The organism is Exiguobacterium sp. R-17, from assembly GCF_049913315.1.
GTDB lineage: Bacteria > Bacillota > Bacilli > Exiguobacteriales > Exiguobacteriaceae > Exiguobacterium_A.
The window spans coordinates 961,259-975,887 of record NZ_CP184372.1 but is presented as its reverse complement, the minus strand read 5'-3'; the positions used below and the strand labels follow the sequence as shown (position 1 = coordinate 975,887).

Annotated in this window: 16 protein-coding genes; 4 read left to right on the top strand and 12 right to left on the bottom strand. The window is 48.5% G+C overall.

The genetic code is table 11. From position 1 onward, the window contains the following. Positions 1-42: 42 nt before the first annotated feature. A complete protein-coding gene (locus tag ACN9MT_RS05045; RefSeq protein ID WP_426272892.1) occupies positions 43-462 on the bottom strand; it encodes a hypothetical protein in 420 nt (139 codons plus the stop codon). Continuing rightward, positions 462-2,579: a DNA topoisomerase 3 gene (locus ACN9MT_RS05040; protein ID WP_426272891.1), complete on the bottom strand. Its 2,118-nt coding sequence runs from the start codon at positions 2,577-2,579 to the stop codon at positions 462-464. The genes ACN9MT_RS05045 and ACN9MT_RS05040 overlap by 1 nt, the downstream gene beginning before the upstream one ends. A gap of 44 nt (positions 2,580-2,623) precedes the next feature. Between ACN9MT_RS05040 and ACN9MT_RS05035 the strand changes: the two genes are divergently transcribed. Further along, entirely contained in the window at positions 2,624-3,523 is a 900-nt protein-coding gene (locus ACN9MT_RS05035) for a DMT family transporter (RefSeq protein WP_290749055.1), read from the top strand. Positions 3,524-3,566: 43 nt separating this feature from the next. Here the strand turns inward: ACN9MT_RS05035 and ACN9MT_RS05030 are convergent, their stop codons facing one another. Then, the gene (locus tag ACN9MT_RS05030) at positions 3,567-5,027 is read right to left on the bottom strand and encodes an MDR family MFS transporter (protein WP_426272890.1); all 1,461 of its coding nucleotides are present in this window, start codon (positions 5,025-5,027) and stop codon (positions 3,567-3,569) included. A 145-nt stretch (positions 5,028-5,172) separates the two neighbouring features. On the opposite strand from ACN9MT_RS05030, the gene ACN9MT_RS05025 reads away from it, so the two are divergent. Beyond that, positions 5,173-5,988 carry an SDR family NAD(P)-dependent oxidoreductase gene (locus ACN9MT_RS05025; protein ID WP_426272889.1) on the top strand — a complete coding sequence of 272 codons (816 nt, stop codon included), beginning with the start codon at positions 5,173-5,175 and terminating at the stop codon, positions 5,986-5,988. A gap of 42 nt (positions 5,989-6,030) precedes the next feature. Here the strand turns inward: ACN9MT_RS05025 and ACN9MT_RS05020 are convergent, their stop codons facing one another. From ACN9MT_RS05020 to rnz, 7 genes are read right to left on the bottom strand one after another with little or no spacing between them, the layout of a single operon-like run. Next, the gene (locus ACN9MT_RS05020; RefSeq protein WP_056060317.1) at positions 6,031-6,402 is read right to left on the bottom strand and encodes a hypothetical protein; all 372 of its coding nucleotides are present in this window, start codon (positions 6,400-6,402) and stop codon (positions 6,031-6,033) included. Positions 6,403-6,429: 27 nt separating this feature from the next. Beyond that, entirely contained in the window at positions 6,430-6,993 is a 564-nt protein-coding gene (locus tag ACN9MT_RS05015) for a hypothetical protein (protein ID WP_035409007.1), read from the bottom strand. Continuing rightward, complete coding sequence (locus ACN9MT_RS05010) at positions 6,990-7,943, bottom strand: ATP-binding cassette domain-containing protein (protein ID WP_313489353.1); 954 nt, start codon at positions 7,941-7,943, stop codon at positions 6,990-6,992. Before ACN9MT_RS05010 ends, ACN9MT_RS05015 begins: the two co-directional genes overlap by 4 nt. Further along, positions 7,879-8,598: a hypothetical protein gene (locus ACN9MT_RS05005; protein ID WP_426272888.1), complete on the bottom strand. Its 720-nt coding sequence runs from the start codon at positions 8,596-8,598 to the stop codon at positions 7,879-7,881. Before ACN9MT_RS05005 ends, ACN9MT_RS05010 begins: the two co-directional genes overlap by 65 nt. Continuing rightward, the gene (locus ACN9MT_RS05000) at positions 8,576-8,980 is read right to left on the bottom strand and encodes a DUF4430 domain-containing protein (protein WP_035409014.1); all 405 of its coding nucleotides are present in this window, start codon (positions 8,978-8,980) and stop codon (positions 8,576-8,578) included. Before ACN9MT_RS05000 ends, ACN9MT_RS05005 begins: the two co-directional genes overlap by 23 nt. Further along, complete coding sequence (locus tag ACN9MT_RS04995) at positions 8,977-9,873, bottom strand: hypothetical protein (protein WP_035409016.1); 897 nt, start codon at positions 9,871-9,873, stop codon at positions 8,977-8,979. The genes ACN9MT_RS05000 and ACN9MT_RS04995 overlap by 4 nt, the downstream gene beginning before the upstream one ends. 3 nt (positions 9,874-9,876) lie before the next feature. Continuing rightward, on the bottom strand, positions 9,877-10,782 hold the full coding sequence (gene rnz, locus ACN9MT_RS04990; RefSeq protein WP_035409018.1) for a ribonuclease Z: 906 nt from the start codon (positions 10,780-10,782) through the stop codon (positions 9,877-9,879). A gap of 107 nt (positions 10,783-10,889) precedes the next feature. Between rnz and ACN9MT_RS04985 the strand changes: the two genes are divergently transcribed. Further along, the gene (locus ACN9MT_RS04985; RefSeq protein WP_023467629.1) at positions 10,890-11,069 is read left to right on the top strand and encodes a hypothetical protein; all 180 of its coding nucleotides are present in this window, start codon (positions 10,890-10,892) and stop codon (positions 11,067-11,069) included. Between the two features lie 61 nt (positions 11,070-11,130). Here ACN9MT_RS04985 and ACN9MT_RS04980 read toward each other — a convergent pair whose 3' ends face one another. Continuing rightward, positions 11,131-12,255 (bottom strand): M20/M25/M40 family metallo-hydrolase, encoded by a 1,125-nt coding sequence (locus ACN9MT_RS04980; RefSeq protein WP_308101204.1) that lies wholly within the window; start codon positions 12,253-12,255, stop codon positions 11,131-11,133. Positions 12,256-12,486: 231 nt separating this feature from the next. Further along, positions 12,487-13,440, bottom strand: a complete 954-nt coding sequence (locus ACN9MT_RS04975) for an aromatic acid exporter family protein (protein ID WP_035409021.1) — start codon at positions 13,438-13,440, stop codon at positions 12,487-12,489. 87 nt (positions 13,441-13,527) lie between these two features. Between ACN9MT_RS04975 and ACN9MT_RS04970 the strand changes: the two genes are divergently transcribed. Continuing rightward, positions 13,528-14,604: an N-acetylglucosaminidase gene (locus ACN9MT_RS04970; protein WP_426272887.1), complete on the top strand. Its 1,077-nt coding sequence runs from the start codon at positions 13,528-13,530 to the stop codon at positions 14,602-14,604. The last annotated feature ends 25 nt before the right edge of the window (positions 14,605-14,629 follow it).

Genomic DNA, 14,629 nt, shown 5'->3' with positions numbered 1-14,629 from the left:
ACGTTAAGCTATATTACGTCATCCTGATCAAGAAAGTTTCACCTAGTTAGGTAGTTTTTGTAAGTCAGCTTGGAACCAGTCTTCAACGAAGAAGCGTTCCGTCTCCGTCTCGATTTGATATGAATACAACACTTCGAAGTCGCCTTCCGTCAACATCGGTAATGTCAATTCGCGGACGAGTTGGCGTAATTCTTCCGTCAGCTCAGCTTCGTAGCGGATGAATCCATCTTCCCGGTGCTCGACTTCCATCAAGTACGGAAGCAGGATATGCTTGCCGAATGATTGTGGATCATCGATCACTTCCGCTGTCACACCAAACAGTTCTTCTGCTTCTTCGACCAGTCCTTCTGCCGACTGTACCTCGATATGATCCGGAAACCAGACCGTCAAGCGGCGCCCTTCCTGTAACAGTCGTTCAAAGACAGGACGAAATGATTGATTTTGAATCAGTTCGTATTGCATCAGTCTTCCCCTTTCGTGAATTCGAATTTTAATTGATCGCGCTCGAGATAAAGCATCGCCTTAAACTGGCGCGCATTCTTTTTCATCTCGAGTGGCTTTGTTTTTTGACCTGCGAGTACTTTTTTGACTTCCGTTTGTGTCAATTTGGCACCAAGGATCGTTTTCGGTAACGTAAAGCCACAGTTGTTCTTCTGATAGCCGCTGCAGCCATAAAACTTCCCACGATCAAGCACCGCTGATTGACACAGTGGGCACGGACCGACCGGACGATTCGTTGCACCCCGCGGAGACTTACTCTTGACTTGCGTCGGATCAACAGCGAGTTGTTCGATCCGTTGCTTGGCATCAACGACGAGATGCTCCGACAGTTTCTTCGCCTGTTCAATGAACTGGGCGGCAGACGCTTCCCCTTTACCGATTTGCTCGAGACGGCTCTCCCACTTCGCTGTCATCTCTGGCGAAGCAAGAATACTCCCCGTCACGGCATCGATCAATATCCGACCTTTTGGCGTCGGATGAATCTCTTTTTTGACGAGTTTGATGTATTCCCGCCGTTTTAGTCCGTCGATGATCCCGGCACGGGTCGCTTCCGTCCCGAGTCCCTCGACTTCCTTCATAATCGCTTGCAGCTCATCTTCGAGTAATTTACCAGCTGTTTTCATGCCGAGGATGAGTTTCCCTTCCGTATAGCGTTTCGGCGGCTCCGTTTGTTTCTCGAGCAGACGACAGCCTTTGATCGGCATCTCTTGTCCTCGTTCGACGGCTGGCAATTCGACTTCCTTTGATTCGATTTGTAAGACTTGTTTAAAGCCCGGATCAATCGTACGACTGCCGCGTGTCAAAAAACGGTCCATCTCACGCGTCGTCACGATTTCCGTCTTCTCCGAGACTGCGTCCGGTGCAAAGGCAGCAAGGAAACGGCGAACGATTAAATCGTAGACTTGCGCATCTCGTCCAGAGAGCTTCGCGACGGCACCCGCCTCTTCTGTTGGAATGATCGCATAGTGGTCGCTGACCTTTGCCGGATTGACGTAGCGTTTATCGTTAGCTGGATTGTTCGTCAGGACATCCTTGATTGGGCTATATTCCGCTTGCTTCAATAACCGATCAAGAATGACCGGGAACTGTCCCGCCTCCTCTTTCGTCACGAAGGAAGAGTCCGTTCGCGGATAACTGATCCAACCACGGATATAGAGTTTTTGCGCGATATCGAGTGTCTCTTTTGCACCGAGACCAAACCGTCGACTCGCTTCTGTTTGTAAGAGCGACAAACTGAACCAAAACGGTGGACGTTCCGTCTGCCGTTTTTTCTCGATCGATGCGACGATTCCGGTTCCTTTCGTCCGATCCACGATCGCTTGTGCCTGTTCCCGGTCACTCAGTTTCGTCTGTTTCTTCGCATTGATATATTTTCCTTTGTATTGCGTAAAATCCGCCTCGACTTCGTAGTACGTCTCCGGTAAGAAATTCTCGATCTGTTTTTCCCGTTCAACGATCAGTGCAAGCGTCGGTGTCTGGACTCGTCCGAGGGAAAAAACGTCGGCGATGCCCTTCTTCTTCAGTAACGTCGTATACGCACGGGACGCATTCATCCCGATCAGCCAATCGGCGCAAGCGCGACTCATCGCCTCATGGAAGATGTTCTCTGTTTCCTTACCATCGAGCAGGTTCGCAAACCCATGATCAACGGCTTGAGGCGTCAAACTCGAAATCCAGAGTCGTTGCAGTGGTTTCGCGTTGTTCGCGAGACGTAAGATCAATCGGACGATTGCCTCTCCCTCTCGCTCGGCATCCGATGCTATAATGATGGAAGTCGTCGTCCGCTCATTCAATAATTTCTTGATGACTTGGTACGGTTTACTCTTACCTTTTGCCAGTCGGTAATCAAATCGTTCCGGGATAATTGGCAAATGGTCATAGTTCCATCGTTTCCACTTGGCGTCATAATGCGCCGGCTCCTGCAATTCGCATAAATGTCCAACCGCGTAGGCGAGTTTTGCCCCTTGCGGAAATCGGTCACACGGTTTGATTTCGATGTAGTCGTCCCGCTTCACAGACGGATACGGAGCTGCCAGTTTTTCAGCTTGTTTTGGTTTTTCAGCAATGATCAATTGCACACGCTTCACCCTCATTTCCTTACTTCAGACATGTGGAGGTACCCATGCCCTATTTTACGTTATTCATGGCTTTATTCTTTATTTCAACATCGGCAATCTTCGTCAAATGGGCGGAGACCCCGATCGAGGCTGTCGCCTTTTACCGCATGCTGTTCTCGACCTTATTGTTGCTCCCACTCATTCGCTTGAAGGAACTTTTGCAACTCAGTTCGTCGACGATTCGGCATATGCTATTAAGTGGCATTTTGCTCGCCGGGCATTTTTGGCTGTGGTTTCTCTCTCTTGATTATACGACAGTTGCGAGCTCAACGCTCTTCGTGACCGCAAGTCCGATTTTTGTCCTTGCCGGTAACGCATTATTTTTCAAACAACACCCGTCGCGCAAGGCACTCCTGTTCGTCGCTGTCGCCTTGTTCGGTGGCGGTCTCGTCGCTTACGGAGATATCGCCGTCGGCATGCGCGCCTTGATCGGGGACGGTCTTGCTTTGCTCGCAACGATTTTAGTCGCTGGTTACTGGTTGCTCGGTCAACACGTCCGCACAAGCGTTTCGACGAATCTCTATTCGTTCGGTGTCTACGCTGTCGCGTCGCTCGTCTTGCTTTTGTTATCATTGATTCAATCAACGAATCTCGTCGCTGCGTTCCAACAAGACTGGTGGCTGTATATTCTTCTTGCCGTCTTCCCAACGTTACTCGGTCACAATTTATTCAACTGGGCGCTCGCTCGTGTCAGCGCTAGCATCGTCAGCATCACGATCCTTGGCGAAGCGGTTTGGGGCATGATCTTTGGGTATTATCTGTTTAACGAGAAGTTAACATGGATTCAAATCACCGGTGCCGCTTTACTCTTGATTGGAATTGGATTGTTCCTCCGACGCAATGAACGTGATATTCGTGAACAGCTCGCCCATCGTGAAAGTGCCACTAGTCAATCTTCCTCATGACAAAAGCGAACCAGGATGATCATCATCCTGGTTCGCTTTTTCGTTACGATCGTGGATCGTCAGGTCGAACTTTCGGTAAACGCCATGTCATCACAAACGCAAGAATCGCACAAAGGACTCCGCCAATGAAGACGTAACGTAATCCATGCGACAACGCAATTTCTGCCGCATACTGCACGTCTTGCCCGAACGTTTTAGCCGTACTTGATTGAAAGAATGGATCAATCGCGTATCCTGAAAGCGTATCTGACGCTGCAAACGAACGAAGGATGGATAAGTTGAAGATCGTACCGAAGATCGCAACACCGAGCGTCTGTCCCGTCGTACTCAAGAACGAGTTGACGGCCGTCGCTGAACCACGAAGTGACCAATCGACGGATGTCTGCAAGACGACCATGAAGACGGGTTGCGAGAGACCAAAACCAATTCCGATCAGCGAAACGGCAAGATAGATGAAAACATCACTTGATTCGCGCGTGATCAACGATAAAATTACTGTGCCGACGATCAGCAGCCCCATTCCTGTCATCGTCCGGTACCGGGGTGAGGCGACACCAATCGTCCGTCCACCGATGATGGCGGTCAGCGTCCAAAAAAGCGACAGTGGCATCAACATGAAACCAGCTTCGGTCGGACTCTTCCCGAGTACCCCTTGGGCAAAAATCGGAATATACGCTGACATCGAGACGAGCACCCAGGCGGAAAAGAAGACCGCTAAGTTGATCACGAGAATGACCGGATGGCGAATGACTGCTGGTGGCAAGAGTGGATCGCTCGCCTTTTTCTCGACCCGATAAAACGTGAACAATAATACGAAACTAATGAAAAAGCTCGCTAGAATGATCGGCCGCAAGAACGTCTCCGACTCACTGCCCGACAATAAACCGTACAGAAACGCACTCATCCCGAGCGCAAACAATAAGGCACCCCGGTAATCGATTTTCCGCTCCGTTTCCCTGACCGTCTCTTTGTAGTAAACGACGATCATGAAAAACGATAATAAGGCAAACGGTACGTTTAGTAAGAAAATATACCGCCACGAAAGCGATTCGACGAGGAATCCACCGACGAGTGGTCCAGCGACACCCGAAATCCCCCACACGGCACTGAGCACTCCTTGGATTTTCCCTCGTTCCTCATATGTATACAAATCACCGATGATCGTCATTGCAATCGGTAATACAGCTCCTGCCCCGATGCCTTGGACGGCGCGGAAGACGATCAACATCTCCATCGATTGAGCGAGTCCACAGGCTAACGAAGCGACGGTGAAGACGCCAATCCCGAATAACAGAACCCGTTTTCGACCATATAAATCTGCCATCTTGCCGTAAATCGGCGTTGATACCGCCATGAACAATAAGAACCCGGCAAAGATCCAACTGACTAATTTCGCCCCGTTCAATTCACTCGCCATGACAGGTGTTGCTGTTGCAACGATCGTCCCCTCGATCGCGGCTAAAAACGTCGCGAGCAACAAGGCGACGGTTACTTTTTTCCTCATCTGTTCCACTTCCCCTCTACTGTTCTATCATACTGGTTGGACCAGTGATAAGAAAAGTAAATGCTTATGAAACAGGATTCGCGGGAACGGTATGGAATGGTATACACTAGACTCAGATTCACGATTTCGAATGGAGGAATGTCCTATGTTACGAAAAACGGCACTGATTACCGGTGCATCGGGTGGAATCGGACTGGATCTCGCTGTTCTCACAGCGCGAGATGGCTTCGATTGTGTACTCGTTGCCCGCAATGAGAAAAAATTGAAGGAGCTTCAACAGGTCCTTGAAAAACGCTATCAGATCAAGGTCTATGTATTCGCTGCTGATTTATCACTAAGCGACAGCGTTGATCGTCTCGTGCAATACTTAGAGGAACAAGAATTGACAGTCGATCTATTGTTCAATAACGCCGGATTCGCCACGTCGGGACGCTTTGCGGAAATCGATCCAACAGAAGACATTAACTCGATCCAGGTCAACGTCGTCGCCTTGACGGATTTGACGAAACGTCTCTTACCAGGAATGGTTGAACGTGGCTTCGGACGCATCCTGAATGTCGCGTCGGTCGCTGCCTTCATGCCAGGACCATACATGAGTGTCTACTATGCAACGAAAGCCTATGTCCTGTCGTTCTCGGAAGCACTTGCGACAGAAGTCGACGGCTCGGGTGTCAGTGTGACTTGTCTCTGCCCAGGACCGACCGATACGAACTTCTTCGACCGGGCGAACATCACGCTACCGTTCAAGAGTATGCCGTCACACCTCGTCGCATTCGCTGGGTACCGTGGCATGCTCAAAGGACGCCGCGTCGTCGTTCCAGGTGTAAGCAACCGGGCCATGGTTTCCTTGTCTCGTCTCCTGCCGCGTCGTCTCCTAACGGAAGTAACAGGACGAATCCAAAATCCTGCACGTCAGCAAGAATCCTCGACAGAAGAAGATCTCCTGTACGCGAATTCATGAAAAAACGGAAGAGCCAGATAGCTGGTTCTTCCGTTTTTGTATTTACGCTTCGCGATGACGAAAGCGTCGCGTCACATAACGTTTGACGCGATCAAATGTCATCGTATAATGATACAGATAACGAACGACGAGCGCACCCGTGATTGAGACGAGGTACCCCGTCGATAAGACGAGTAACCAGGAAACAATCGCGAGGAACCAGGAACTCTCGAATCGTAAATATTGCCATTGTAATCCTTCTGATGAGGTAATCAACATGGCGCCCGGGAAAACGGAGGCAGCGAGTAAGTAACAAGCGGCGTAGCGTCCTCTAATGGTACCTTTCATCAACAAAATACTACCAAACACTAAGCCGACGCTCGAGACGATGAGTAACATGACGACATAAGCAAGCGAAATCGATGATCCCAGCATATGCCTTCCCTCCTGTTCGGTATGTTACTATTCTGTACCCCTCTTTTCATCGAATGAATGCAAAATTCGTAAAAAAATCGGAAACAATATCCAGATGAATACCGCATTACTGAATCCATGAAGTAAGTCAAACGTTCCCCCGGTCACAAGTAATGTCAAAAAGGCTTGCCACGAGAACCCGGTTAATACCAAGAAACCGAGATTGCTCACCCATCCATATAAAAAGCCAGCAAAAAAACCATACCCGGTTAATACGATTCGGGATCGAAGAAACGGAATGAATCCTAGACTGGCAATCGTTGCATACGCCAGTGCCTGAAAGAGGACGAACGGACCGCTTCCTAAAAATAAACTCGTCAATACGACGATGAGCATCCCAGAGATAGCACCGGCGATTGGATGAACGAAGACGGCTACTAATAAGACGAGGGCCGTTGCCGGCTGAATGTTCGGCAAACTGGAAAACAACAAACGTCCAACGATTGCCGCTGCCGTCATGATAGCGATGAACCGTAATCGTTGATCTGTCACCTGAAGTCTCTCAAACATGATCAAGAACAAAGAAACGATCAGAACCGTTACGACGATCATACGAACAACCGACTTTCTTGTAAAAAGTGCTTCGTTGGTCCATCGAAAGCCACTTCTCCGTGCACGAGATAGATGATCCGCTGTGCTGCCCGAATTAGAACTGGATCATGCGTCGCCATAACGATCAGATTCGTTGGATTCTGCTTCCACGATGCGACAAAATCCATTCGTGCGCTGTCATCAAGTCCAGCCGTCGGTTCATCAAAGTAATAGCTGTCTTTACTCCATTCGATACCGTCCAAGAGACGTTTTTTTTGCGTCGTAAAACTACCGCTTCGATCGTCTAATGGCGCAAGCATCGGATGCGCTGGTACATAATGCGTCTCCCCCGACCGCTGGACTTTTCCGTATAGCGGTCGCTCGACACCGAGCGCGAGCCGGAGTAACGTCGATTTCCCACTACCATTTGCACCAATGATCGCAATCCGTTCGCCTTGATGAAACGACAATTTTTCTGTCACGAGTGCATAGCGTGTCTGTAACGGATAACGGTGTTGGACGTTTTCGATCCGATTCAGGACACGACCTGTCAGTTCAGTGGCGCGACTCGTGATCGCCAAGTCGGATTGGATCGTCATCGAGCAATGGATCTGACAACCAAACCGTCGTTCGATTTCTTCAAGCAATCCCATTAATCGCTTGCGTCTGACATGATCAAGAAAGAGAAACGGTTCCGACAAAAAAAGTGTCTTCGGTGACGAAGACAAGGCATGACCGAGTCCGACGAGCTGTTGTTCCCCAGCCGAAAGTTCACTCGACTCCGCTTCAAAAAAGGCTTCTAAGCCAAGTAAGGTCGCGAGTTCTCCGGCTCGAAACAAGGAGACGGTCGCAAGCAAGTCCCGGACACGTCCATGTAGGAGGCGCTCTGGTGTCAAGACCGATTGATCATGTTCGATTGCCTGATGTCGCAGTCGCTCTTCTCGATCGTTGTCGGTATACATGATAGGCATCCCGCACTCCTCCCTTTGTAACTAATAATGATATTGGTAGCAACAGAGCCGAAGCGATTGCCCATGATGTGAAACAAAGCAGGACTCCCATTGTTAGCAGGACTCCGGTCTGAACATCCCGTCGCGCGAACGGTCGTAAACGAGACGGTGCCGCTTCGATCGGGATGATATGATAGGCCGCCATCCGTTCCAGACGAATGCCAAGCGACGCATCAGGATGACTCATCTTAACCTCCGGCCAAGTCCGTAAAAACGAGGGAATTAGTGCCAGGACCATACCCGTCAATCGTGTTAGTCGGGGTAGGAAACGAAACAACGGTCCCATCTGATCAAGTCGAACTAACGTGAAGATCCATTGACTTGAGGTGACGAATAATGTCACCTGGATCGTCGTTTCATATATGGCAAACGAATCGATGCTTGCTCCATATAGGAGTGGTACACACATCATGACGGCATAGAGAGCAGGAAGTAAGAGATATCGAAAAATAGTCCGCTCTTGAACGAATAAGAACAAGAGTAGATGATAGACCACGATGATCGTTTGATCGTGTGTGAGGACGAACGGGATCGTAATCATCCCGATGAAAAAGAGAGCGACGTTCACTGGGTGAAGTCGCTCCCGTTCTGGTTTACTCAAAATAAGCCATTGCATCTTTTTCAAACCGCCATTCGAGACGGTCTCCTTTTTTCAGTTCATAACTCCCGGCACCGACTTCCCCGGGTTTTCCGTTGACACCGAAGACCCAGCCACTCCCTGCTCCAGCTGACTTTTCACGAATCCCATCGACTGCCGTTACATATGCCATCTCACCTTTACCTGTTTTAACGACATCAAGCGTTGTATCTTCAAGCGCATCCAGTGCTGTATCTTTTTTATTTAAACACACGTCTTTATCGAATAATGTCTTATCCTTGACGTGATCCACGACCGACACCTTGACTTCGGTCTCACAAGACGCTGTTTGTTGTTCCTCTTTTGCTTCTGCGCAACCGGCAAGTAACACGATACTTGCAGCAAATAACCATTTTTTCATCGTACGACTCCTTTTCGCCTTGAGGTCTCAAAGCTGTAATTGTATAACAGAATGGTTTTGTCTCGTAATGATTGACCGTCAGACCGCAGATAGGTCAGGCGAATCGCATTCGCTAAGACATCGTCCCCTGTATTAACATACGGAATAAGTTTTCCTTTGTCATCAATCAAAAATACTGTCGCATCCTGCAGACTAAACGTTTCGTAGAGCCCATCGAGATCCATCTCGACATAGGGGGTTTTGGAATCATGTAAAATCTCATGCATCGAGAGTTTTCGTAACGTCTCAAACGATTGGTTCGCATCAATCAGTTTTTGATAATACGATATCAATGATTTCGTTGCCAACTCTTCACGTGGTCGATAGGAAATCGTTCCGGTCAACTCTTGATAACTGACATCATAACGAATGAACCGTTTCGGAGTTTGGACGAGCATCTCAAACGAAGCATTCCGTAGATTCCCGCCTCGATCGAACATTAGCTGGCTTTGTTCCAACCGTAATCCGTCTTCTCCTACACGGCGTTCGACTTGTGCGAGAAAGCGATCGAACGAATCATCCGTGATGGTCACGCGACCAATCTGTTGAGTTTCTTCCCGCAACGTTCCGGCATCAAACGGTCCGAGGAACAGTTGAAACAGGAAGAACAAGAACCCGAATAATGCCATGTATCGTTTATAACGTGAATTCTTTTTCGGATGCAACACGATCAAAAAGATGATGATGCCGAGCGGTAATTGAATATCATAGACTGGAAACGACACGGCGCCGAGACACGCATAAAAAATGAACTTCATATACAAGTATGTTTCTTTTTCCGTTCGCCGTTCAAGTAAAAACGCTAAGCCACTAGCAGCCAGTAAAAAGAGTGCCCATAAAATGAGAAAGTCCATCTTTTACCCTTTGACCGGGACGACCCGGTGATCAAACATGAGATGGCTGTTTGCAAATACCTCTCGTGCCTCTTGTTCCAGTACTTCTTCTTGATCGACATAACGCGCAGATACGTGCGTCAAGAGGAGCTTTTTTACCTGCGCCGTATCCGCGATGACAGCTGCCTGTCGAGCAGTCGAGTGACCGAAGCGTCCCGCATGTTCGACTTCTCGATCGGCAAACGTCGCTTCATGGACTAATACATCGACATCTCGCGCGAGCTCTATCGACGCCGCGCACGGCATCGTATCGCCAAGAACCGCTAGCTTGACACCTGGTTTGGGAGATTCTAAAAAGTCAGACGATGCGTAGACCGTGCCATCGAATTCAAAGGTTTCTTCCAGTGTGATTCGGCGATAGAGTGGACCGGAAGGAACTCCAAGTGCCTTCAGTGCATCGACACGCAATGCCCCACGCTCTTCTGGTCCTTCTAGGCGGTATCCGAACGCCGGAAAACGGTGCTCAAGTGACCGCACCGTCACGCGGAAACCATCTTGTTCGTATGTTTGACCATCTTCGACTTCAACGATCTGGAGTGGATAACGTAAATAGGTTCCTGTAATCCTTAATGTCGCGTCCATCCATTCCTTAATCCCTGTCGGTCCATAGATCGTTAGCGGTGTCGTTCCTTCTAAGGCAGCTCGCGTACTGATAAATCCTGGTAATCCAAAAATATGATCCCCATGTAAATGGGTGATGAAGATCGCGTTGACTTTTCGTGGTTTAATCGGACTGTGTAAGATTTGATGTTGCGTCGCCTCTCCACAATCGAACAACCAGGTCATTTTGGGGTGTAACAAGGCAATCGAAGTAACGTTCCGTTGTTTTGACGGCATACCGGCTCCTGTCCCTAAAAAATAAAATTCCATCTTTTTCCCCTTTTCGTAAAATTAGCATTTTTTATACACAAAATACACCTTTCGTCTGTTGAAGCATGGTAAACTGTACCTATTCAGATTTGGAAGGTGGTTTTTCCATGACTAAGATTGAACGGACATATGCCCGGATCGTCCGGGAAGCCCGTAAACTAAACGAGAGTTATCGGCAAAAATACGGAAAGTCGATTCAAATCGATGAAATCGCTTCGACCTTATTATGTACAGAAGAACTCGTTTTAGAGTCTATGGAATATGTGGATCGTCCTCAAGTAGTTTAATCGTACAATGATAAAGAGTGTATCGCAATGTCGCGATACACTCTTTTTGTGTTCCATCAGCTTATTTGTTCGTGATGTAATCGACTAACGTCACACAAAGTTCCGCTGTTTTGACGAGTTCTTCGATTGGCATCTTCTCATTCGTCGTATGGATATCTTCATATCCGACCGCCAAGTTGACCGTTGGAATACCGAAACCAGCGATGACATTGGCATCTGATCCGCCACCAGAATGCAAGAGACGTGGTGTACGTCCAAGTTGTGTGATGGCTGCTTTTGCGACTTCGACAACTTGATCTCCATCTTCGAACTTGAAGCCTGGGTACATGACTTTGACTTCCACTTCGGCACGACCACCGAGTTCTGCCGCTGCTTCTTCAAACGCCGCTTTCATCTTCTCAGTCTGCGCTTCCATCTTCGGAGCAACAAGTGAACGTGCTTCCGCGAAAATTTCTACATAATCACAAACGATGTTCGTTGATGGACCACCACCGCTGAACCGTCCGATGTTAGCTGTCGTCTCTTCATCAATCCGACCGAGTGGCATCTTCGCGATGGCTTTTGAAGCAATCGTAATCGCCGAGACCCCTTTTTCTGGTGCAACACCAGCGTGAGCTGTTTTTCCAAAAATCTTCGCATTGACTTTTGCTTGGGTTGGAGCAGCGGTGATGATGTCCCCTACTTTTCCGTCTGAATCGAGTGCGAAACCGTAATCCGCATCAATTTTCGATGAATCAAGGACCATCGCCCCAACAAGTCCAGATTCTTCACCGACTGTAATGACGAACTGGATTTTTCCGTGTGGTTGATTTGTCTCATTGAGTACATGAACGAGTTCAATTAGTGAAGCGAGTCCCGTTTTATCATCTGCTCCGAGAATCGTCGTGCCGTCCGTCTTGACATAACCGTCCTCGATAATTGGTTTGATTCCTTGACCCGGGAATACTGTATCCATATGGGAAGTGAAATAAATTTTATCGACCCCATCTTTTGTTGCCGGAAGCGTGACGATCAAGTTATTTCCTTTGTGTTCCGTCTTAGACGAAGCGTCATCCTCAAAAACGTCACATCCGAGATCCTCAAACGTTTTTTTCAAGTGAGCACAAATTCGTGCTTCCTCTTTTGATTCCGAATCGATCTGGACAAGCTCTAAAAACGTATCCAATACGCGTTGTTCATTGACCATGACAAAAACCTCCTCTAATATACTTCAATCCAATAGCGCTTTATTAGTATACCATCCTGACAGCCATTTGCACTTCTGAAAGGTTGTTTGTACAATGGCAGTAATCAGTCGATATGAGAGAGGAGGACATGACGATATGGCAAGACCATCGAAACAACAACGGATCATTAAATGGACGACGATCGGAATCTTAGCGATTTTCCTACTCGGAACATTCGCTTCAACGATGTTCTATTTCTTTTGATTGACGTAGCGTTGTTTAAGACGCAAATATTGCTCTGCTTCCTGCAGCATATGCAACAAGGCAGATCGAACCTCAAACTCCTCCCGCGTGACGGGTAAGGCAGAGGCACGAAAACGCGTCAATAGCGCTTCTAGTTCTAAAATGTATACCATTGCGTCGGCTTCAGGTCGGACATTGTCGCCAATCGTCCGAAAGAAGGCGGCGACTTTTTTTCCTTCTTCGACAACGAGAACAAGTTCCTCCGCATGATGGACGATGCCACGTAGGAGCTCGAATTGTTGTTCGCGCATTCGGAAATAGGCATAGTCCTCATCGTCATTACGTCGACCGATCGCATTCCCCATCCGTTTTAAGGCAGCATCTTTTCCCTCATGTAACAGCCGTTCCGTCTCGTCAAGCGTCAACGCATGATGATTGACTCGCCCTGTCTCGATCGCGGCCGCGACTTCATAGAATAAGGACGCGATCCGTTGATCAATCTTTTCCCGTCGGTCGTCGATCAATAGATCGAGACTTGGCATGTACATGTTGACAAGCATTCCGACACCAACACCAATTCCGAGCAATAAGGATTCATTCAACAGGATGTGTGCGTTGAGCTGACGTTCCGTATACAAATGTGTCAGTATGACGACACTCGTGATGAAACCGTCCTGAAGTCGGAGGCGTTGAACGGATGGAAGGAATAAAATGAAATAGATCAATAACGTAACCGGACGATAGCCGATGACTTCGAACAGAATGAATCCAAGTACGATGGCAAGTAATGACGCCATGATCCGTTCGTAAGACGACCGAAACGTCTTCTTTCGTGTCGATTGGATACTCAAGATCGCAATGATCGCAGCGAAAACGTAATAATCGAGCTTGAGTCGCTCCGCGATCCACATCGCGAGCGCGGCAGCGACTGCGGTCTTCAGCGTTCGATAACCGATTTGCATCAGATTCACCTCCCCATTTATTTTTCTTTGTTAGACTACCTACGTTGGACACGAATGTCCATTGCTTTTTAAAGGACGTGATTTTCTTTGACGACACGCACCATCCGTCCTGGTCGCCCCGTGCGCCGGACTAGCTCACTAAAAGGGTTACTCTTCTTTTTCCTCATCGGCATTCTCTTGTTCTTTTGGCTTCGTGAGGAACCGAAGACAGTTTTATCCCCACCGGCTCCTTATACAGCTGAGCGCTATGAGAAAGGTACAATCAACGAACAAGACTTCCAAACGTTCGCCGAGGCAAAGGAGTATGCGGGTCAGCGTGGTGCGGTAAAACGCGCTTCCGATGACCGCTACGTCTATCTCGGTGGACAAGGTACCGGGATCGTCGATGATCGCGGTATTCTGTCGATTCATCGTGACGTCGATTTAAAGAAACGGCTTACCTACGTCGCTTCCGGCACACGCGTCCAGTTGCTTCAGTTCGGTGAACAGACGAGTCGCGTCAGCGTCGCAGGCGCAACTGGTTATGTTCCAACGGATCGCTTACGTCCGTTCCCGGCAGAACGTGTCTCGAATCCGTCGTACTATCAGACGAAGGGAAATCGACTCCTTCACTACATCGTTGCTGACGGTGGACTTGGTGGATTGATTGTCGCTGGTGAAGCGACGAACGCGACGTCTCGGACGAGCAAATACATCGAATCGAAGACACTGACACGTGATTTGACGAAACCGACGCGCCTGAGTGCCAAACAACTCGATGCGTTCATCAAGGAGCAAGCGCCGGACAGCCCCTTGGTCGGGAAAGGAAAAGTCTTTAAATCCGTTGAAAAGAAATACCGGGTCAACGCGGCCTACCTGCTTGCACACGCCATCCACGAATCCGACTATGGACGGTCTGAGATTGCCCGCGAAAAAAATAATCTATTCGGCGTCAATGCGACGGATTCTGCCCCGGGAGAAGATGCGACTGCTTATAAATCCTTGACGGATTCAATCGAGCAGACCGGCCGATTCATCGCAAAGGACTATCTTGATCGGGATGGACGTTATTTCCGCGGGGCTTACCTCGGGAACAAACAAAAAGGAATGAATGTCTTTTACGCATCAGACCCCTTCTGGAGCGAAAAAATCGCTGGTATCCTAGTGAAAATGAACGCCTTCTAAATCCGAGATATGATACACTATAGGG

Coding starts and splice junctions, on each gene's coding strand:
- ACN9MT_RS05030 (WP_426272890.1), bottom strand. CDS start 5,027: ATGAGGAAAAAAGTAACCGTCGCCTTGTTGCTCGCGACGTTTTTAGCC.
- ACN9MT_RS05000 (WP_035409014.1), bottom strand. CDS start 8,980: ATGAAAAAATGGTTATTTGCTGCAAGTATCGTGTTACTTGCCGGTTGC.
- ACN9MT_RS05005 (WP_426272888.1), bottom strand. CDS start 8,598: ATGCAATGGCTTATTTTGAGTAAACCAGAACGGGAGCGACTTCACCCA.
- ACN9MT_RS05020 (WP_056060317.1), bottom strand. CDS start 6,402: ATGCTGGGATCATCGATTTCGCTTGCTTATGTCGTCATGTTACTCATC.
- ACN9MT_RS05010 (WP_313489353.1), bottom strand. CDS start 7,943: ATGCCTATCATGTATACCGACAACGATCGAGAAGAGCGACTGCGACAT.
- ACN9MT_RS04985 (WP_023467629.1), top strand. CDS start 10,890: ATGACTAAGATTGAACGGACATATGCCCGGATCGTCCGGGAAGCCCGT.
- ACN9MT_RS04980 (WP_308101204.1), bottom strand. CDS start 12,255: ATGGTCAATGAACAACGCGTATTGGATACGTTTTTAGAGCTTGTCCAG.
- ACN9MT_RS05015 (WP_035409007.1), bottom strand. CDS start 6,993: ATGATCGTCGTAACGGTTCTGATCGTTTCTTTGTTCTTGATCATGTTT.
- ACN9MT_RS05045 (WP_426272892.1), bottom strand. CDS start 462: ATGCAATACGAACTGATTCAAAATCAATCATTTCGTCCTGTCTTTGAA.
- ACN9MT_RS05035 (WP_290749055.1), top strand. CDS start 2,624: ATGCCCTATTTTACGTTATTCATGGCTTTATTCTTTATTTCAACATCG.
- ACN9MT_RS04995 (WP_035409016.1), bottom strand. CDS start 9,873: ATGGACTTTCTCATTTTATGGGCACTCTTTTTACTGGCTGCTAGTGGC.
- ACN9MT_RS05025 (WP_426272889.1), top strand. CDS start 5,173: ATGTTACGAAAAACGGCACTGATTACCGGTGCATCGGGTGGAATCGGA.
- ACN9MT_RS04975 (WP_035409021.1), bottom strand. CDS start 13,440: ATGCAAATCGGTTATCGAACGCTGAAGACCGCAGTCGCTGCCGCGCTC.
- rnz (WP_035409018.1), bottom strand. CDS start 10,782: ATGGAATTTTATTTTTTAGGGACAGGAGCCGGTATGCCGTCAAAACAA.